The following is a 17,481-nucleotide window of genomic DNA, read 5'->3' as shown; positions in this document are numbered from 1 at the left end:
CTTCCGCTCGGCCGGTACCTCCTGGGCCACCACCGACATGACCGGCTACGTCGGCACCCCCGCCGCCGGCTGACCCCGCGGACGAAGGGGCGGTACGCACCACCGGGTGCGCACCGCCCCTTCGCCGTCCCCGGGCCCCGCGGGCGGGACGTCAGTGCAGGGTGCCCGCGTACCTCCGCAGGAAGCGGGTGCCGGTGCCGGCGGTAACCACGACGTCGTAGCGGCCCTGGTCGAGCGGCCAGTCGACGGTGGTGGCCGAGCCGGGGGCGACCCAGACCGTACGGGCGGTGCCGGCGTAGTCGTTCGGGGTCAGGGTGAACGAGCACTCGGTGCGGCCGTCGTTGGCGAGCCGCAGGGTGATGCTTCCGGTGCCGACAGCGGCGGTCACCGAGGGCACGGCGACGTCGTCCTGCGGGGCGCGCACCACCGTGCCGGCGAAGCGGCGGACGAAGCCGTCCGGGCCGTGCACGGTGAAGTCGTAGCGGCCGTCGGTGGACGCGGCGTCCCAGGTGTACGTGCGGCTCCCGCCGGCCGGGACGGTGTACGGGGTGCCGGCGAACGGCAGCGCGATGTTCGGGTAGACGGTGTACGGGAAGGCCACCGCACCGGAGTTGGCCAGGGTGCAGGTGACCGCGCCGGTGCCGCGGTCGACCGCGGCGTCCGCCCACGGCCGGTACGGCAGCTTCCGGTGCGGGCGGCTGCCCGGCTCCTGGGCGGGCATCGCCTGGGCGCCGGTGGCGGGCAGCTTGACCGCGGGCAGCTTGGCCCCGGCGTCCGCCTTGGCCATCAGGGCGACGGTGTCCGGCAGCGCGGGGATGCTGAAGTCCGGTGCGGTGAAGTCGAGGCAGCTGGTGAGGTCGCCGCAGACGGCCCGCCGCCAGGCGGAGATGTTCGGCTCCTGGACGCCGGTCACCAGCTCCAGGAAGCGCAGCACCGAGGTGTGGTCGAAGACCTGCGAGTTCACCCAGCCGCCGCGCGACCAGGGCGAGGCCACCCAGAGCGGCACCCGGTTGCCGAGGCCGATCGCCCGGCCCTGGGTGTACTCCTCCGCCGTGCCCGGCTCCGGGGTGGGCGGCACGACGTGGTCGAAGTAGCCGTCGTTCTCGTCGTACATCACCAGGAAGACGGTGTGCTGCCAGACCGCCGGGTTCGACATCAGCGACTGGAGCGCCGTGTTGACCCAGTGCGCGCCGTAGTCCGGGCTGGCGCTGGGGTGTTCGCAGAACAGGTAGGGCGCGACCAGCCAGGAGACGGTCGGCAGGGTGCCGTCCTTGCAGTGCTGGTCGAAGGCGGTCAGGTCCCACTTCGTCATCGCGTTCACGTACCGCGGGTCGGTGGCGGGGAAGGCGTGGAACTGCTTGAAGTAGGAGAGCGCGTTGTCGTCGTAGTCGCCGGTGCGGTCGTCCTTGCTCGGGTTGTGGTAGACCCGCCAGCTCACCCCGGCGGTCTGCAGCCGCTCGGCGTAGGTCGTCCAGTCCGCGACGGGGTTGTCGGTGACGGGGGTGTTGTCGATCCACGGGCCGGTGGTGCCGTCCCGGCCGGGGCCGGCGGTGCCCGTCCACAGGTAGAGCCGGTTGGGGTCGGTCGGGCCGGCCATCGAGCAGAAGTAGGCGTCGCAGAGCGTGAAGGCGTCGGCCAGCGCGTACTGGTACGGGATGTCCTCGCGGGTGAAGTAGCCCATGGCGCGCTCGCCCTTGGCGGCGATCCACTTGTTCATCGCGCCGCCGTTGATCGCCTGGTGGCCGGTCGCCCAGTCGTGCGCGAGGCCGCCGGCGTTCTGCGCGTTGTACTTGGTGGTGTCCATCCGGAACGGCAGCATCGCGCCGCCGTCGCTGCGGCCCGCGTCCGGCTGGCGGAAGACGTCGGTGCCGTCCGGGAACTGCAGTGCCTGCCGGTCGGCGAAGCCGCGGACACCGTTCAGGGTGCCGAAGTAGTGGTCGAAGGAGCGGTTCTCCTGCATGAGGATCACCACGTGCTGCACGTCGGCGATCGAACCGGTCGCACCGGCCGCCCGGGCGGCGGTGGCGGGCAGGCCGACGGCGGCGGCCGCGCCGGTGGCCGCCGTCGCGGCGACGAAGCTGCGGCGGCTGAGCTGGGGGGTCATGGCACGGCCTCTCAGAGGGTGAAGGTGGCGACGGCGGCGGCGGTGTCGCTCGGCCAGCCGTTGGCGGCGGCGTTCGGCTCGGCCTGCGGCCAGCCGGTGGCGAGGGTGTGCGCCTCGACGAGGGTCAGCGCACCCGCGAACTGGACCTGGTCGATCCGGTCCTGCGGCTCCGGCTTGCCGCCGCGCACCGCCCGGGTCGGCGACCAGGTGTTCCCCGGGGAGGCGACCGGGTCGGGGTGCGCACTGCGGAAGGCGTCGGTCAGACCGGCGTCCCGCAGGGCGGTGGTCACCGGCCAGGCCAGCGCCGGGCGGCCGCCCTGGCCCGTCCAGTCCAGGTGCGAGGGCGAGGCGAGGTCCGCGGCGAGCACCACCCGCTGACCGGCGGCGATGTCGGCCTGCACCGCCGCGGCCAGCGCGACGGCCTGCTTGCCGCGGGTGGACGCGGCCTCGGCGGCCTGCACCTGGGCGGCGGTCTGCCCGTCCTGGACCGCGTACGGGCCGTAGTTCGCCTCGTCCAGGTGCGCGGCCCAGAAACGGACGGTACGGCCGCCCGGCAACTGCACCGTGGCGCCGGCGGCGGGCAGCGAGGCGGTCGGCGCGGTGACGGCGGTCAGCGGCCAGCGGCTGAGGATGCCCACGCTGCCGGAGCTCTGGTACGCGTACCAGCCGAGCGCGGTCGCCAGGGCCTGCGCGGCGGTGCCGGCGGTCTCCTGCAGCGCGACCACGTCCAGGCCCTGGGTGAGGACGGCGGCCAACTGCTTCTCCACCGCGTCGGTGAACGCCGCACCGGCGTTCGCCAGGTTCCAGGTCGCCGTCTTGAGGGTGAACGGCCCGGCCGGGTCGCGGACCGGGACCTGCACGGTCACCGTGTCGGTGGCACCCGCCGGGTCCTTGATGCCGACGGTCACCACCGCGGGGTGCGCCTGCGCGGCGGGCGCCGTGCCGCTCACCGTGCCGTCGGCGGCCACCGACAGCCAGGAGTCGCCGGAGACCTTCCGGTACGCGGCGGCGCCGGTGCCCTTCGTCCACAGGCCGGCCAGCTTCACCGAGACGGCCGTGCCGGGCGCCACCTGAGCGGCCGTCAGGGCGTCCACCACGGCGTGCGGCCGCGGCGCCGCAGGCTTCGGGCGGAAGGTGAACGGCGCGGTCTGCGCCAGGACGCCGTAGCCGTCCTTCGCCAGCAGGTACGCGGTGTACGGGCCGCCGGTCAGTGCGGAGGTGTCCAGCTGGACGTCCCCGGAGGTGCCGGGCGTGTACTTCCACAGCAGCGAGGACCCGTTGCCCGGCTGCCGGGTGCCGTCGTAGATCCCCACCCAGTTCTTCGGGTCCGGGGAGCCGGTCGTCCAGTGGAAGGTGATCCGGTCGCCCTCGGTCGGGTTCGCCGGCGTCGCGATGACGAGCGTCGAGCCTGTCGCCACGGAAGTCCTGTCCGCCGCACCGCCCTTGGTGCAGCTGGTTCGAGTTGGCTGAACAACTCGGACCATTGACCCGGCCCCCGGCGGCCCGCGGATGAACGCGACATGACGCCCCGTCGGAAGAACCGCGAACCCTGCCCCGAACCGGCGGGTCACCCCGTGCCCGCCGGCCGGGCGTCAGTGGCCGCCGCGGAGGTTGATGACGACGACGCCCGTGATGACCAGGGCGATGCCCAGCCACTGGAGGCGGCCCAGGGGTTCGGCGAAGAAGGTGGCGCCGATCGCGGCGACGGCCGCCGTGCCCGCGCCCGACCAGACGGCGTAGGCCACCGAGACGGGGATGTGCTTCAGGGCGCGGCCGAGCAGCAGGAAGGAGAGCACGTAGCCCAGGGCCACCCCGATGCTCGGCCACAGGCGGCTGAAGCCGTCGGTGAGTTTGAGCAGGCTGGTGGCGCAGACCTCGCTGGCGATGGCGAGCGCGAGCAGCAGGTACGGCATCAGGCCGGCCGGGCGGCGGCGAGCGCGTGCAGCAGGGCCACGTCGGCCTCTTCGAGGCTGTCGAGCAGGGTGATCCGGCCGCGCGCGGCGATCGGCACGGTGGACGGCACGGCGAGCACCGCGCAGCCCGCCGCCGCGGCGGAGGCGACCCCGGCCGGGCTGTCCTCGACGGCGACGCAGGCGGCCGGGTCGAGGCCCAGGCGGGCGGCGGCGGCGAGGTACGGGTCCGGGTCGGGCTTGGTGCGCTCGGTGTCCTCGGCGGCGAGGGTGGTGGTGAACCAGCGGTCGCCGATCGCGCCCAGCACCAGGTCGACGACGCGCCGCGGCGAGGCGGAGACGAGTGCGGTGGGCACCTCGGCGGTGCGCAGGGCGGCGAGCAGATCGAGGGCGCCGGGCCGGGGGACGACCTCGGCGGCGACCTTGCCGGCGAAGGCCCGGTTGAGCTGCTCGACGAGGTCCGCCTCGGCCCGGTCCGTGCCGCTCGCCCGGTGCAGGTGGGCGGCGGTGTGCTCGGCAGCCCGGCCGAGCACGTGCGGGAGGTCGGAGTCGTCGAGGGAGAGGCCGAGCTCGGCCGCGGTCTCGGCGGCGGCCTGCCACCAGAGGGGCTCGGTGTCGACGAGTGTGCCGTCCATGTCGAACAGGACGGCGGCGGGGGTGTGCGGCATGGGTGAACCTTACGCAGTCGGATGAAATGAGGGGCGCGGGGGACCGCGCAGTCCGGTGCAAATGTCGCGACGGCACGGGCCGAGCCCGGACCTGTACGTGACCCGCATCCGAATCGCGCAGTTCTCCGCGCCCCTGACGGGTTTCCCGATCTACCGCCGGCGGTCGACGAGGACGGGGCGGTCGGGGAGGGTGATGTCGGCGCGGCTGCCGGGGGGCAGGGCGGCGGCGGCCTCGGTGGCCAGGTCGGCCTTGACCTCGGTGCCGTCGGCGAGCCGGGCGGTGAGCCGGGTGACGGCGCCGAGGAAGGAGGCGCCGGTGACCTGGGCGGTGCCGTCGGTGTCGGGGCGCAGCACGACGTTCTCCGGCCGGACGAGCACCTCCAGCGGGCCGTCCGCGGGCAGCGTGCCGTCGACCGGGTACGTCCGGCCGAGCAGGGCGACACCGGCGACGGCGCGCTCGCAGGGGATGCGGCTCATGGTGCCGACGAACTCGGCGACGAAGGCGGTGGCCGGGCGGGCGTACAGCTCGGCGGGTGCCGCGCACTGCTCCAGGCGGCCGGCCCGCAGCACCGCGACCCGGTCGGCCATGGAGAGCGCCTCCTCCTGGTCGTGGGTCACGAAGAGGGTGGTGATGCCGAGTTCGCGCTGGAGGCGGCGGATCTCCTCGCGCAGGGTGAGCCGGACCTTCGCGTCCAGGGCGGACAGCGGCTCGTCGAGCAGCAGCACGCGCGGGGTGAGGGCGAGGGCGCGGGCGAGGGCGATCCGCTGCTGCTGGCCGCCGGAGAGCTGGTGCGGGTAGCGGGCGGCGTGCTGCGGCAGGCCGACGAGTTCCAGCAGTTCCTGGGCGCGGGCGCGGCGTTCGGCCTTGCCGGTGCCGCGCATCCGCATCCCGAAGGCGACGTTGTCGAGCGCGGTCAGGTGCGGGAAGAGGCTGTACGACTGGAAGACCATGCCGGCGTCGCGGCGGTGCGCGGGGATGCCGGTGACGGGCTTGCCGTCGACGAGGACCTCGCCGGCGTCGTGGGTCTCGAAGCCGGCCAGGATGCGCAGCGCGGTGGTCTTGCCGCAGCCGGACGGGCCGAGCAGGGCGAGGAGTTCGCCGGGGCGGACGTCCAGGTCGAGGCCGTCCAGGGCGGTGGTGGCGCCGAACGCGCGGCGCAGGCCGCGGAACTCGACGGTGGCACCGCCCGCGGCGGTCGCGGTGGGCGGGGTGTGCGGGGCGGCGGTGCTCATGCGGGGTCTCCGGGTCAGGAACGGGCGGGTGCGGGGCGGCGCTCGCGGCCGGCGGCGGCGAGCAGGAGCAGCAGCACCCAGGTGATCAGCAGGCTGAGCACGGACACCGCGACGGACATCTGGCCCTGGCTGTTGCCCACCGAGTACACCCAGACCGCGAAGGGCTGGTAGCCGAGGATGGAGGCGGCGGTGAACTCGCCGAGCACCAGGGCCAGGGTGAGGAAGGCGGCGTTCAGCAGGGCGCCGCGCAGGTTCGGCAGGACGACGGTGACGACGGCGCGCGGCCAGCTCGCGCCGCAGCTGCGGGCCGCCTCGACCAGGGTGCGGACGTCGACGGCGCGCAGGCCCGCGTCGAGGGCGCGGTAGGCGAGCGGCAGCGACATCAGCACGTAGGCGATCACCAGGACGAGCGGGAACTCGGGCTGCTGGACGAACACGATCGTCTGGAAGAAGGGCGTGTCCATCAGGTGGTCCGGGCCCCAGCGCAGCACGCCGATCAGGCCGGCGGTGAAGGCGACCGGCGGCACCACCAGCGGCAGGGTGCAGACCACTTCGAGCACGGCCCGCATCCGGGCGGTGCCGAGCCGGGCGGCGATCAGCGCCGGGACGAGCAGCACCAGGAGCACCACCACGGTGGCGGCGGCGAGTTCGAGGGTGAGCAGCAGGGCGTCGGTGAAGCCGGGGGCGCTCAGCAGGCCGGTGTAGGCGTCGAACTGCACGCCGCCGTTGGGGTCGTCGACCGAGAACCAGACCGAGGCGGCCATCGGGACGAGGAAGTACAGGCCGGCGACGAGCAGCACGGCCCCGCGCCACGGGCGCGGGCGCCGGCCGCCGCCGGCCTTCGGGGTCAGCTGAGCCATCGGGCGCTCCGGCGCTGGAGGGGCAGGTAGACGGCCATCACCAGGACGGCGACGACGATCATGTCGAGGCTGAGGGCGAGGGCGAGGTTGCCCTGGCCGACCAGGACGTTGCCGGAGAGCGCGTCGGCGATCGACCGGCTGATCAGGGGCACCGTCGCGCCGACCATCGCGGCGGCGGTGGCGTACGCGGCGAAGGCGCTGCCGAACAGCAGCACGTAGCCGCCGAGCAGCGAGGGCAGCAGGATCGGCAGGGCGACGTGCCGCCAGTACTGCAGGGCGGTGGCCCGGTTGTTGGCCGCGGCCTCGCGCCACTGCCGGCGCAGTCCGTCCAGGGCGGGGGTGATGGTGAGCACCATCAGCGGCACCAGGAAGTACAGGTAGGCGATGCTCAGGCCGGTGAAGCCGTAGAGCGTCCAGCCGTGCTCGGTGAGGTGGAACAGCTTGGTGATCTCGCCGGCGTTGCCGAGGGTGGCGACGAAGGCGAAGGCCAGCGGCAGGCCGCCGAAGTTGGCGAGCACGCCGGAGGCGGTCAGCACCGCCTCGCGGACGGCGCGGAAGCGGGAGGTCACCACGGCCTGGGCCAGCGGGAGGCCGACCACGGTGCCGATCAGGGCGGTGAGCGCGGAGAGCCTGACGCTGCTCAGCAGGGCCGTCCAGTAGGCGCCCTGCACCGAGTCGGTGACGTTGGCGGTGGTGAACGAGCCGGCGCCGGTCTCGGCGTCGGAGGAGAGCGTGAACGCGCCGGTGGCGATGGCGATCGCGGGCAGGCCGAAGCCGATCGCGAAGAACGCCAGGAGCGGCAGCGCGGCCAGCCAGGATCCGCCGCGCAGGCGGCGGGCCCGGGGGGCGGGCGGGGGAGTCGCGGGCCCGGCGGCCACGGCGCCCGGGCCGCCGCTGGGGTCAGCGGCGGCCGGGGCCGGCACCGGGGTGGGAGCCGTGGTCATGGTGTCGATCAGCCCGCGATCGCCTTGGTCCAGTTCTCGGTCACGACCTTCTTCGCGGCCGTGATCTGGTCCTGGGTCGGGAAGGTGGTGAAGGGCTTCTCGACGGTCGGCAGCTTGGCGGCCGCGGCGGTGTCGAGGGTGCCGTCCTTCTTCATGGCGTCGAACAGCGCCGGGGTGGCGTAGCCGCCCAGGTAGAGGTTCTGGCCCTCGGCGCTGAACAGGTACTCCTGCCACAGGCGGGCGGCCGCCGGGTGCGGGGCGAACTTGTTGATGCCCTGGTTGTAGTACTGGGCGTAGGAGCCGTCCGAGGGGACGGAGACCTGCCAGTCGATGCCCTTGCCCTTGAACTCGTCGGTGTAGCCGGCGTTCAGGTACGACCAGTCGATCGAGATCGGGGTCTCGCCCTTCTCGACGGTGGCCGGGGTCGACTCGACCGGGTTGAAGTTGCCGGACTGCTTCAGCTTGGCGAAGAAGTCGATGCCGGGCTGGATGTCGTCCAGCGAGCCGCCGTTGGCGAGCGCCGCCGCGTACACGCCGCCGAAGGCCGAACCCGACTTGGTGGGGTTGCCGTTCAGCGCGACCTTGCCCTTGTACTCGGGCTTCAGCAGGTCGGCGAAGGTCTTCGGGCAGGTGCCGACGCGCTTGGCGTCGCAGCCGATCGAGATGTAGCCGCCGTAGTCGTTGACCCGCAGGCCGGCCGGGTCCTTCATGGTGTCGGCGACCTTGTCGAAGCCGGCGACCTTGTACGGGGCGAGCAGCCCGTCCTTGGCGGCCTGCAGCGCGAAGGCGCTGCCGAGGTCGACCACGTCGGGGGCGCGGTCCTGGCCCTTGCGGGAGGTGATCGCGTTGATCTCGTCCTGGCTGGAGCCGTCCGGGTTCTCCTCCTCGATCTGGATGCCGTACTTGGCCTTGAAGCCTTCGAGGATCTTGCCGTAGTTCGCCCAGTCGTGGGGCAGCGTGATGACGTGCAGCTTCCCCTCCTTCTTGGCGGCGGCGACCAGGGCGTCCATGCCGCCGAGGTCGGCCGCGGAGGCGGCGTCCTTGGCGGCCTTGGCACCCGCCGCGGGCTTGCCGGCGTCGCCGGAGGCCGCGGAGGAGCCCGCGGAGCCGCAGGCGGACAGGGAGAGCGCGGCGGCGGTCAGCACGGCCGCGAAGGCGGCGGCACGGGCGCGGTGCACGGTCACGGATGGTTCTCCAGGGTGAGGGGCGCTGCTGCGGGATTCGCTCGGGGAGGCGCCGGTCGGACCGGCCAAGTTGGCCAGCCAACTTTCGGCGACGCCGGTAAGTACGCCGGAGAGCGGTGACGGGAAGGTGAACGGACGCCCCAGGACAGGGGGCGGCTGCGGGAACGGTGGAGACCGGCCCGCCGATCGGTGATCGAAAACGGTTACAGTCGGTGCCGTCCGCCCCGCGCCGAATGCGGCGGACACCTGCCAGGAAGGACCACACCGCCGTGCCAGCAGACCCGGACCGCGCAACCGGCGCCCTCTACCGCACGGTGGCCGCCGACCTCCGCGAGGCGATCACCACCGGCCGCTACGGTGAGGCCGGTCGCCTCCCCGCCGAGGGCGCCCTCGCCGAGCGGTACGGAGTCTCCCGCGGTACCGTCCGGCAGGCGCTCGCCCTGCTGCGCGCCGACGGCCTCGTCACCTCCCGCCGCGGCACCCGCCGCGTCGTGCTCGGCACCGCCCGCGTGCAGAGCTTCTCCGAACTGCTCAGCTTCACCCACTGGGCCCGCTCCATGGGCGAGGAGCCCGGCGGCCGGCTGGAGTCGCTCGTCCGCCGCCCCGCCGACGCCACCGAGTGCGAGCTGCTCCGCCTGGAGCCCGGCTCGGAGGTGTACGTGACCCTCCGTCTGCGCACCCTCTCCGGGACGCCGGTGATGGTCGAACGCACCGTCTACCCGCCGCGGGTCGGCGAGATCGTCGCCGAACTCCCCGCCGACGCCGTCTCGCACACCGAGCCGCTGCGCGAGCACGGCATCCTCTTCACCGACGCCGACCACACCATCGACGTGGTCGCCGCCAACACCGAGGACGCCCGTCTGCTCGGCTGCCGCCGCGGCAGCCCGCTGCTCCGCGAGAAGCGCCGCACCACCGACCCCACCGGCACGCCCGTCGAGTGGTCCCAGGACCGCTACCTGCCCGGCACGGTCGCCTTCTCCATCCACAACTCCCTGGCCTCCTCGGCCCTCTCGCGCCACGCCCGCGACGGCGACTGACCGGAGCCGCGCTCCCGCCGACCGGCCGCGTCCGCCGCCGGTTCGCGGCAGGGTTCACGACCGTGCCCCGGCGTCGCTGGGCGGTGCGGGCGGCCGGGGGAGGTGCGTGTGTGCCCGTGGGGTCGTACGCCGTGGTGCCGTGCCCGGCACGGGGCCGCCGTCGGTGGGGTCGTGGACGGCTCTGCCGGTCGGTCGGGCGGCGGGTGCCGTGGGCGGCGGGCCGTCAGCCGTGGCACTCCGCCGGGCCTTCGTCGACTGACGACCCGTCGCGCCGGGACGGCCGGGGTGGTGTCGTCGTGTCGCCCGGTGGGCGGTGCGCCTGTGCCCGTGGGGTCGTGGACGGCTCTGCCGGGCGGTCGGGCGGCGGGTGCCGCTGCCGGAGATCGGCGGGGCGTGCGAGAGGCGGGTTGAAACCTCGTCAGGTGTCACCCGATCGGGTCGAGTGTGCGGCGAGTCGGGTGCTGCGGCTCGCCCGGACGGCCGCGGGTTGGTGCACTCGTGCTGCACGGTCCGTCGGGGCCGGTGCGCGAGGGAGGGGAACCCCATGGCACGGACCGGACCGACAGGGCGGGTGGAGCGGCTGCTCCGGCGGGCGGTCACCCTGGCGCTCGCCTGTGCGGCGGCCACCGCGGCGGCCCCGCCCGTTCCGGTCGCCGACCCGGACGGCCCGGACGGCCCGGCCGACCGCGTCGCCCCCCGGGCAGCCGGCTGGCACGCCGTCCGGCTGCCGTCCGCCCCGCGCAACCAGGAGCTCCGTTCGGTCGCCGCGCTCGGGCCCGACGCGGCGTGGGCGGTCGGCTACGAGGAGAGCCAGGCCGGCGGCGCCCCGCTGGTGGAGCGGTACGACGGGCGGGTCTGGCGCCGGCTGAAGGTGCCCGGCCACCGCGGTGCGGGCAGCCTGGAGGCCGTCCTGCCGTTCGGGCCGGGCGACGTCTGGGCGGTCGGCAGCCGCAGCGACCCGGCGGCCGGCGAGGACCGCGGTCTCGCCCTGCACTGGGACGGCCGCGCCTGGCGCGAGGTCCCGCTGCCCGCCGGGCCGGCCGACCGGTCCGTCCACCCGCTGGCCCTCGCCGCCGCCGGCCCGCGCGACCTGTGGGCGGTCGGCGCCACCGCGCATGACCGCACCACCGCCCCCCGCCCGCTGGCCCTGCACTGGGACGGTTCGGCCTGGCGCACCGTCCCCACCCCGGGGACGGAGGGCGACGCCGCGCTGCTCGGCGCCGCCGCCGACCGCGCGGGCGGACTCTGGGCCGTGGGCGTCGCCTACGACCCGGACGGCACCGGCCGGCCGCTGACCGAGCACTGGGACGGCCGGGCCTGGCGCATCGTCGACGCCCCCGGCGAGGACGGCCGCAGCACCACCCTGGAGTCGGTCGCCGTGCTCGCCCCCGACGACGTGTGGGCGGCCGGCTCCAGCACCGACGAGGACGGCCCGGCCCGGCCCTACCTGCTGCACTGGGACGGCGGCGACTGGCGGCCCGCCGACCCGCCCGCCGATGCGGAGGGCCAGCTCCACGCGGTGGCCGCCGCCCCCGACGGCACCCTCTGGGCGGCCGGCGAGCAGCCCGGCGCCGCCGTCCCGGCCTTCACCATCCGGTACCGCGACGGCGCCTGGACGCACCACCCGGCCGACCCGGCCGCGGCCGGCGCCTCCTTCTTCTCGGTCGCCCCCGTCCCCGGCACCGGCGCGCTCTGGGCCGTCGGCTCCACCCAGCCGCAGCTCCAGGACGCCTGGCACCCCGTCGTGGAGTCGTACACCCCGTGACGGCCGCGCCGGGCCGCCGTGGCACAGTGACCGGATGCTGCTGCCCCCCGAGAACGCCCGCTTCGTGACGGGTCCGGTGCCCCCGCTGCTGCTGCTCGGTGCGGCGCCCTTCCACGCCGCGCTGCCCGTGCTGGCCGACGGCCCCGACGGGAAGATGCCGATCTGCGCGGGGTGGACGCTGGTGCCGAGTCTGATCATGTGCGTGGTCGACGGACCCGGGGAGGCCGGCTGCGTGATCCCGACGCTCACCTCTCCCGGCGACCCGGAGGAGGCCGCGTACATCGACGCCTGGTGCGCCGAGGCGGCGGAGGCCGGCGGCGCCGTGGTGGTCTCCCTCGACGCGATGCCCGAGCAGGTGGACTGGGCCGAGGTGTTCGGCGGGGACGCCGCCCGGGGCGGGTTCGTCGCGCTCGCGGCGCTCGCCTGACACCTGCTTCGCAGCCTGGCGGCGGTGGCCCGTGGGTAGAGTGCGGGACATGAGCGATGGCGCGGTGCTGCACATCAAGGGGCGGGTGCTGGTCGGGCCCGAGGACGTCCGGGACGAGCTGTGGGTGGTGGACGGGCGGGTCACCTTCGACCGCCCCGCGCACGCCGCCGACGTCCGCACCGTCGCCGGCTGGGCGATGCCGGGCCTGGTCGACGCGCACTGCCACGTCGGCCTGGACGCGCACGGCGCCGTCGACGAGGCCACCAGCGAGAAGCAGGCGCTCACCGACCGGGACGCCGGCACCCTGCTGATCCGCGACGCCGGTTCGGCCGCCGACACCCGCTGGATCGACGACCGCGAGGACCTGCCGCGGATCGTCCGGGCCGGGCGGCACATCGCCCGGACCCGCCGCTACATCCGCAACTACGCGCACGAGATCGAGCCCGGCGACCTGGCCGCGTTCGTCCGGCACGAGGCCCGGCGCGGCGACGGCTGGGTCAAGCTGGTCGGCGACTGGATCGACCGCGAGGAGGGCGACCTCACGGCCTGCTGGCCCGGGGACGCGCTGCGCGAGGCGATCGCCGCCGCGCACGAGGAGGGCGCCCGGGTCACCGCGCACTGCTTCGCCGCCGCGTCGCTGCCGGACCTGATCGCGGCCGGCATCGACTGCATCGAGCACGCGACGGGGCTCACCGAGGAGTTGATCCCGCAGTTCGCCGAGCGCGGGGTGGCCATCGTGCCGACCCTGGTGAACATCGCCACCTTCCCGAAGCTGGCGGCGGGCGGCGAGGAGAAGTTCCCGGCCTGGTCGGCGCACATGCGGCGGCTGCACGAGCGCCGGTACGACACGGTGGGCGCCGCGCACGACGCGGGCATCCCGGTGTACGTCGGCACCGACGCGGGCGGCTCGCTCGCGCACGGCCTGGTCGCCGAGGAGGTGGCCGAGCTGGTGAAGGCCGGGCTGTCGGCCACCGAGGCGCTGTCGGCGGCGAGTTGGGCGGCCCGCGCGTGGCTGGGCCGGGACGGCCTGACCGAGGGCGCACCGGCCGACCTGGTGGTGTACGCCGAGGACCCGCGGGCGGACGTCCGGGTGCTCGCCGATCCGCAGGCCGTGGTGCTGCGCGGCCGGGTGGTGGCCTGAGCGGGACGGCGCCGGCGCCGTCCGCGAGTAGGGGCGCGGCGCGGACGTCAAGCTCCCCGACGGCGTGTCGGCGGGGGCCGCTAGGGTGATCACCATGGCACCCCGTCCCCTGCACGAGATCGTCGAACCCGGCTGGGCCCGCGCCCTGGAGCCCGTGGCGCCGCGCGTCGCCGCCATGGGCGACTTCCTGCGCGCCGAGCTGGCGGCCGGCCGCACCTACCTGCCCTCCGGCCCCAACGTGCTGCGCGCCTTCCAGCAGCCGTTCGACCAGGTCCGCGTCCTGATCGTCGGTCAGGACCCGTACCCGACCCCGGGCCACGCGGTGGGCCTCAGCTTCTCCGTGGCGCCGGACGTCCGGCCGATCCCGGCGAGCCTGGTGAACATCTACCGGGAGTACGGGACGGACCTCGGCTTCCCGCCGCCGTCCAACGGCGATCTCACTCCGTGGACGCAGCAGGGCGTGCTGCTGCTCAACCGCGTGCTCACGGTGGCGCCGCGCACGCCCAACGCGCACAAGGGCAGGGGCTGGGAGGAGGTCACCGAGCAGGCGATCCGCTCGCTGGCCGCCCGGGGCGGCCCGCTGGTGGCGATCCTCTGGGGCTCGGCCGCGCGCAACCTCCGTCCGCTGCTGGGCGGGATCCCGTCGATCGAGTCGGCGCACCCCAGCCCGATGTCCGCGGACCGCGGTTTCTTCGGCTCCCGCCCGTTCAGCCGGGCCAACGAGCAGCTCGTCCGGCAGGGCGCGCAGCCGGTGGACTGGCGCCTGGCGTAACGGAGTTGGCGTCAGTCTCGGGTGCCGCGGCCGGCGGGTGTCAGGCCGCGGCGTCAACCTCACCCGAAGGAGTGAACTGACGCTCCGTGGTGCTCGGGTGACGCACGGTTCGAGTGAGACTGATTGTCAGTCCAGAGCACGAGCCCCGTCCCCGGACCGGTGCGCGCCCCGCTTTCTCCGCGCCCACGCCGGGGATGTCTCCGCGCCCCGCGCGGGGTGACGTCCCCGCGCAGGGCGACGTCGGTGGCGCGCTCCTCCTCGTCCATGTGTGGGGGTCACTCCGTCATGCCGTCCCGTTCTTCCGTCCGCGCCGTCGCCGCCTCGCTCGCCGCCTCCGCGCTCGCCGTCTCGCTGCCGGCCGCCACCGCGCAGGCCGCCACGCCCAGGGGGTCGGCGGGCAGCGCCCGGGCGGTCACCGCCGAGGTCGACCTGGAGGTGTCGCTGCTCGACAAGGCGGTGCGCGTCCCCGTCGACGCGACCCTCAACAAGGTGCAGACACCCGCCGAGCGGGACGCCTCGATGCTCACCGCGGCGGTGGACGGCGTCGACCGCGGCCGCCCGGTCACCCTGGTCAAGGCGGACGTCGGCCGCTCGGTCACGCACTCCGACGACCGGGGCACCTCGGCCTCCGTGACGCTCGCCGACGCGGACGTGCACGCCCCCGGCCTGCCCGGCACCACCCTGCTCGGCCTGCAGGCGCTCTCCGCCGAGGTCACCTGCCCGGTGGACGGGCGTCCCACCGCCAAGGTGACCTCCCCGCTGAAGCTGACCGTGCTGGGCCGCCCGGTCAGCGTCGGCCTGAACAGCCCGAGCCGGGTCGCCGTGCCCGCCGTCGGCACGGTGGAGGTGGAGTTCTCCAAGAAGACGGTCACCACGACGACGGCCGCGGCCTCCGCGCTGGAGGTGTCGGTCGACCTCAATCCGCTCAACCTCAACGTCGCCCGGGTTACGGGCAAGGTGACGGTCGCCTCCGTTTCCTGCGAGAAGCCCACCGCGGCGCCCGTGGTCCAGACCTCCCGGCCCGCTCCGAAGCCGACGAAGGCCGACCTCCCCGTGCCCGCCGGGCAGCCCGGGGCGCTCGCCTCCACCGGCAGCAGCGGCACCGGCACGCTGGTCGGCGGAGCGGCGACGCTGCTGGTCACGGGCGGTGCGGCGCTCTGGGCCACCCGTCGCCGACGGGCCCACGCACGCCGCCGCTGACCGCCCCGGGTGAACCAGCCGTCCCACCGGTGCGCCCACATCCCGAGACGTGCACTGTCCGAGGGTGAGCGTGCCGCCGCGGACGGTTGGTTCACATGGGCGTTACATAGGAGGAACAACCGGGAAACGGCGGCTTGCAACGCTACGCGGGCACCCACCACCCAAGCAGTGAGGTTCACCGCAATGGCAATCAAGGCCGAGTACATCTGGATCGACGGCACCCAGCCGACCGCCAAGCTCCGTTCCAAGACTCGGGTGCTGCCGAACGCGGACAAGATCCCCACCTGGGGCTTCGACGGCTCGTCGACCAACCAGGCCGAGGGCCACGCCTCGGACCGTGTGCTCGAGCCGGTGAAGGTCGTCAAGGACCCGATCCGCGGCGGTGACAACATCCTGGTGCTGTGCGAGGTCTTCGAGATCGACGGCACCCCGCACGTGTCCAACACCCGTGCGAAGCTCCGCCCGATCGCCGAGCAGTACGCCGCTCAGGAGTCGATCTTCGGCATCGAGCAGGAGTACACCTTCTTCAAGGGCTCCCGCCCGCTCGGCTTCCCCGAGGGCGGCTACCCGGCCCCGCAGGGCGGCTACTACTGCGGCGTGGGTGCCGAGGAGGTCTTCGGCCGCGAGATCGTCGAGCTGCACCTCGACCGCTGCCTGGACGCCGGCCTCGCGATCTGCGGCATCAACGCCGAGGTCATGCCCGGCCAGTGGGAGTTCCAGATCGGCCCGGTCGACGCGCTGACCGTCTCGGACGACATGTGGATCGCCCGCTACCTGCTCTACCGCACCGCCGAGGAGTTCGGCATCGACGCCACCCTGGACGCCAAGCCGGCCCGTGGCGACTGGAACGGCGCGGGTGCGCACACCAACTTCTCCACCAAGGCGATGCGCGAGGGCTACGACGCGATCATCACCGCCTGCGAGTCGCTCGGCGCCTCCCAGGAGAAGGTCATGGAGCACGTCAACCAGTACGGCGACGACATCCAGTCCCGCCTCACCGGCAAGCACGAGACCGCCCCGTGGAACGTCTACTCCTACGGCGTCTCGAACCGCGGTGCCTCCGTCCGCATCCCGTGGCAGGTCGAGGTGGAGCAGAAGGGCTACATCGAGGACCGCCGCCCGAACGCGAACGTCGACCCCTACGTCGTCACCCGCCTCCTGATCAACACCTGCTGCGAGGCGCTGGAGAAGGCCGGCCAGGTCTGATCCGCGCTCCCCGGAGCCTTCGCCCGCCGCTCCCTCCGCACCGCGGAGGCGAGCGGCGGGCGCTTTCCGTACCCGCCGCGCACGGCCTTCCGTAGGGTGGTTCCATGGCGGACGACCCCGACTCCACGCCCGACTTCACGCCCGAGCAGACGGCCCGCGGCCGGGCCCTGCGGCGCGCCCAGGTGCCGTGGCTGCTCGGCGGTGCGCTCACCGCGCTCGCCCTCACGCTGGTGCTCGGCCTCACCCCGGCCGGTGCCGGGCTGGTGACGTGGGCGGGCGGCCTGTTCGGCGGCTCGCGCACCGCCGAGGTGCTGGGCGGTGCGGCGGCGCTGGCGGTGCTCGGCCAGGCCGTCCGGATGCCGTTCGGGGCCCGGATCAGGGCCGTCCGCGCCCGCTACGGCCTGGTCACCCAGGGCTGGGGCGGCTGGGCGCTCGACGCGCTGCGCGGCCTCGGTCTCGGGCTGGCGCTCCTCCTGCCCGCCGCGCTCGGCCTGTACGCCCTCACCGGACGCTCCCCGGACCGCTGGTGGATCCCCGGCGCGGTGCTCGCCGCACTGCTGGTGACGGCGCTGTCCTTCCTGCACCCGCTGCTGATCGAACCGGTCTTCAACCGCTTCTCGTCGATGCCGGCCGGCCCGCTGCGGGACGCCCTGCTGGGCCTCGCGGACCGGGACGGCGTCCGGGTGCGGGACGTCCTCGTCGCGGACGCCTCGCGCCGCACCACCGCGCTCAACGCCTACGTCTCGGGCCTCGGTTCGACCCGCCGCATCGTGGCCTACGACACCCTGCTGAACACGGCCGAGCCGCGCGAGGTGGAGCTCGTCGTCGCCCACGAACTCGGCCACGTGAAGCACCGGGACGTGCTGACCGGCACCCTGCTCGGCGCGGCCGGGGCCGCCGCGGCCACCGTGCTGATCGGGCTGGCGGCGAACTGGCAGCCGCTGCTGGACGCGGCCGGCGCCGACAGCGCCGCCGACCCCCGCTCGCTGCCGCTGCTGGCCGCCCTGGCCGCGCTGATCGGGTCCGCGAC

At 74.6% G+C, this 17,481-nt stretch carries 16 protein-coding genes; 8 read left to right on the top strand and 8 right to left on the bottom strand.

Features of this window, described 5'->3' with window-relative positions; genetic code table 11:
• Positions 1-151 precede the first annotated feature (151 nt).
• From ABZ641_RS10840 to ABZ641_RS10805, 8 genes are all read right to left on the bottom strand, one after another.
• Entirely contained in the window at positions 152-2,104 is a 1,953-nt protein-coding gene (locus ABZ641_RS10840) for a phosphocholine-specific phospholipase C (protein ID WP_359980816.1), read from the bottom strand.
• Between the two features lie 11 nt (positions 2,105-2,115).
• Positions 2,116-3,522 carry an endonuclease/exonuclease/phosphatase family protein gene (locus ABZ641_RS10835; protein ID WP_359980813.1) on the bottom strand — a complete coding sequence of 469 codons (1,407 nt, stop codon included), beginning with the start codon at positions 3,520-3,522 and terminating at the stop codon, positions 2,116-2,118.
• A gap of 174 nt (positions 3,523-3,696) precedes the next feature.
• On the bottom strand, positions 3,697-4,017 hold the full coding sequence (locus ABZ641_RS10830) for a multidrug efflux SMR transporter (RefSeq protein ID WP_030266578.1): 321 nt from the start codon (positions 4,015-4,017) through the stop codon (positions 3,697-3,699).
• Positions 4,017-4,682: an HAD family phosphatase gene (locus ABZ641_RS10825; RefSeq protein WP_344621983.1), complete on the bottom strand. Its 666-nt coding sequence runs from the start codon at positions 4,680-4,682 to the stop codon at positions 4,017-4,019. Before ABZ641_RS10825 ends, ABZ641_RS10830 begins: the two co-directional genes overlap by 1 nt.
• 150 nt (positions 4,683-4,832) lie before the next feature.
• A complete protein-coding gene (locus ABZ641_RS10820) occupies positions 4,833-5,915 on the bottom strand; it encodes an ABC transporter ATP-binding protein (protein ID WP_359980809.1) in 1,083 nt (360 codons plus the stop codon).
• Between the two features lie 14 nt (positions 5,916-5,929).
• The gene (locus ABZ641_RS10815) at positions 5,930-6,775 is read right to left on the bottom strand and encodes an ABC transporter permease subunit (RefSeq protein WP_344621981.1); all 846 of its coding nucleotides are present in this window, start codon (positions 6,773-6,775) and stop codon (positions 5,930-5,932) included.
• On the bottom strand, positions 6,763-7,719 hold the full coding sequence (locus ABZ641_RS10810) for an ABC transporter permease subunit (protein WP_359980806.1): 957 nt from the start codon (positions 7,717-7,719) through the stop codon (positions 6,763-6,765). Before ABZ641_RS10810 ends, ABZ641_RS10815 begins: the two co-directional genes overlap by 13 nt.
• Positions 7,720-7,727: 8 nt before the next feature.
• On the bottom strand, positions 7,728-8,903 hold the full coding sequence (locus tag ABZ641_RS10805) for an ABC transporter substrate-binding protein (protein WP_344621979.1): 1,176 nt from the start codon (positions 8,901-8,903) through the stop codon (positions 7,728-7,730).
• Positions 8,904-9,172: 269 nt separating this feature from the next.
• Here ABZ641_RS10805 and ABZ641_RS10800 point away from each other — a divergent pair, with 269 nt between their 5' ends.
• The 8 genes from ABZ641_RS10800 to ABZ641_RS10765 all read left to right on the top strand — a co-directional run.
• The gene (locus tag ABZ641_RS10800; RefSeq protein ID WP_344621978.1) at positions 9,173-9,940 is read left to right on the top strand and encodes a GntR family transcriptional regulator; all 768 of its coding nucleotides are present in this window, start codon (positions 9,173-9,175) and stop codon (positions 9,938-9,940) included.
• A 544-nt stretch (positions 9,941-10,484) separates the two neighbouring features.
• Positions 10,485-11,705, top strand: a complete 1,221-nt coding sequence (locus ABZ641_RS10795; RefSeq protein ID WP_359980803.1) for a hypothetical protein — start codon at positions 10,485-10,487, stop codon at positions 11,703-11,705.
• A gap of 34 nt (positions 11,706-11,739) precedes the next feature.
• Positions 11,740-12,132, top strand: coding sequence for a hypothetical protein (locus tag ABZ641_RS10790; protein WP_344621976.1), 393 nt, complete (start codon positions 11,740-11,742; stop codon positions 12,130-12,132).
• Positions 12,133-12,181: 49 nt separating this feature from the next.
• Positions 12,182-13,273, top strand: a complete 1,092-nt coding sequence (locus ABZ641_RS10785; protein ID WP_344621975.1) for an amidohydrolase family protein — start codon at positions 12,182-12,184, stop codon at positions 13,271-13,273.
• 94 nt (positions 13,274-13,367) lie between these two features.
• Positions 13,368-14,045 carry a uracil-DNA glycosylase gene (locus tag ABZ641_RS10780; protein ID WP_344621974.1) on the top strand — a complete coding sequence of 226 codons (678 nt, stop codon included), beginning with the start codon at positions 13,368-13,370 and terminating at the stop codon, positions 14,043-14,045.
• Between the two features lie 285 nt (positions 14,046-14,330).
• On the top strand, positions 14,331-15,245 hold the full coding sequence (locus ABZ641_RS10775) for an SCO1860 family LAETG-anchored protein (RefSeq protein WP_359980798.1): 915 nt from the start codon (positions 14,331-14,333) through the stop codon (positions 15,243-15,245).
• A 183-nt stretch (positions 15,246-15,428) separates the two neighbouring features.
• A complete protein-coding gene (gene glnII, locus ABZ641_RS10770) occupies positions 15,429-16,451 on the top strand; it encodes a glutamine synthetase GlnII (protein ID WP_344621972.1) in 1,023 nt (340 codons plus the stop codon).
• Between the two features lie 104 nt (positions 16,452-16,555).
• The coding region (locus ABZ641_RS10765; protein WP_359980795.1) for a M48 family metalloprotease at positions 16,556-17,481 on the top strand (926 nt) is incomplete at its 3' end.

Origin of the sequence: Kitasatospora sp. NPDC007106 (assembly GCF_040634455.1) — a bacterium.
GTDB classification, from domain to species: Bacteria; Actinomycetota; Actinomycetes; order Streptomycetales; family Streptomycetaceae; genus Kitasatospora; species Kitasatospora arboriphila.
Note: the sequence above shows the minus strand (reverse complement) of the source record. Positions and strands in the feature narration are given on the sequence as shown.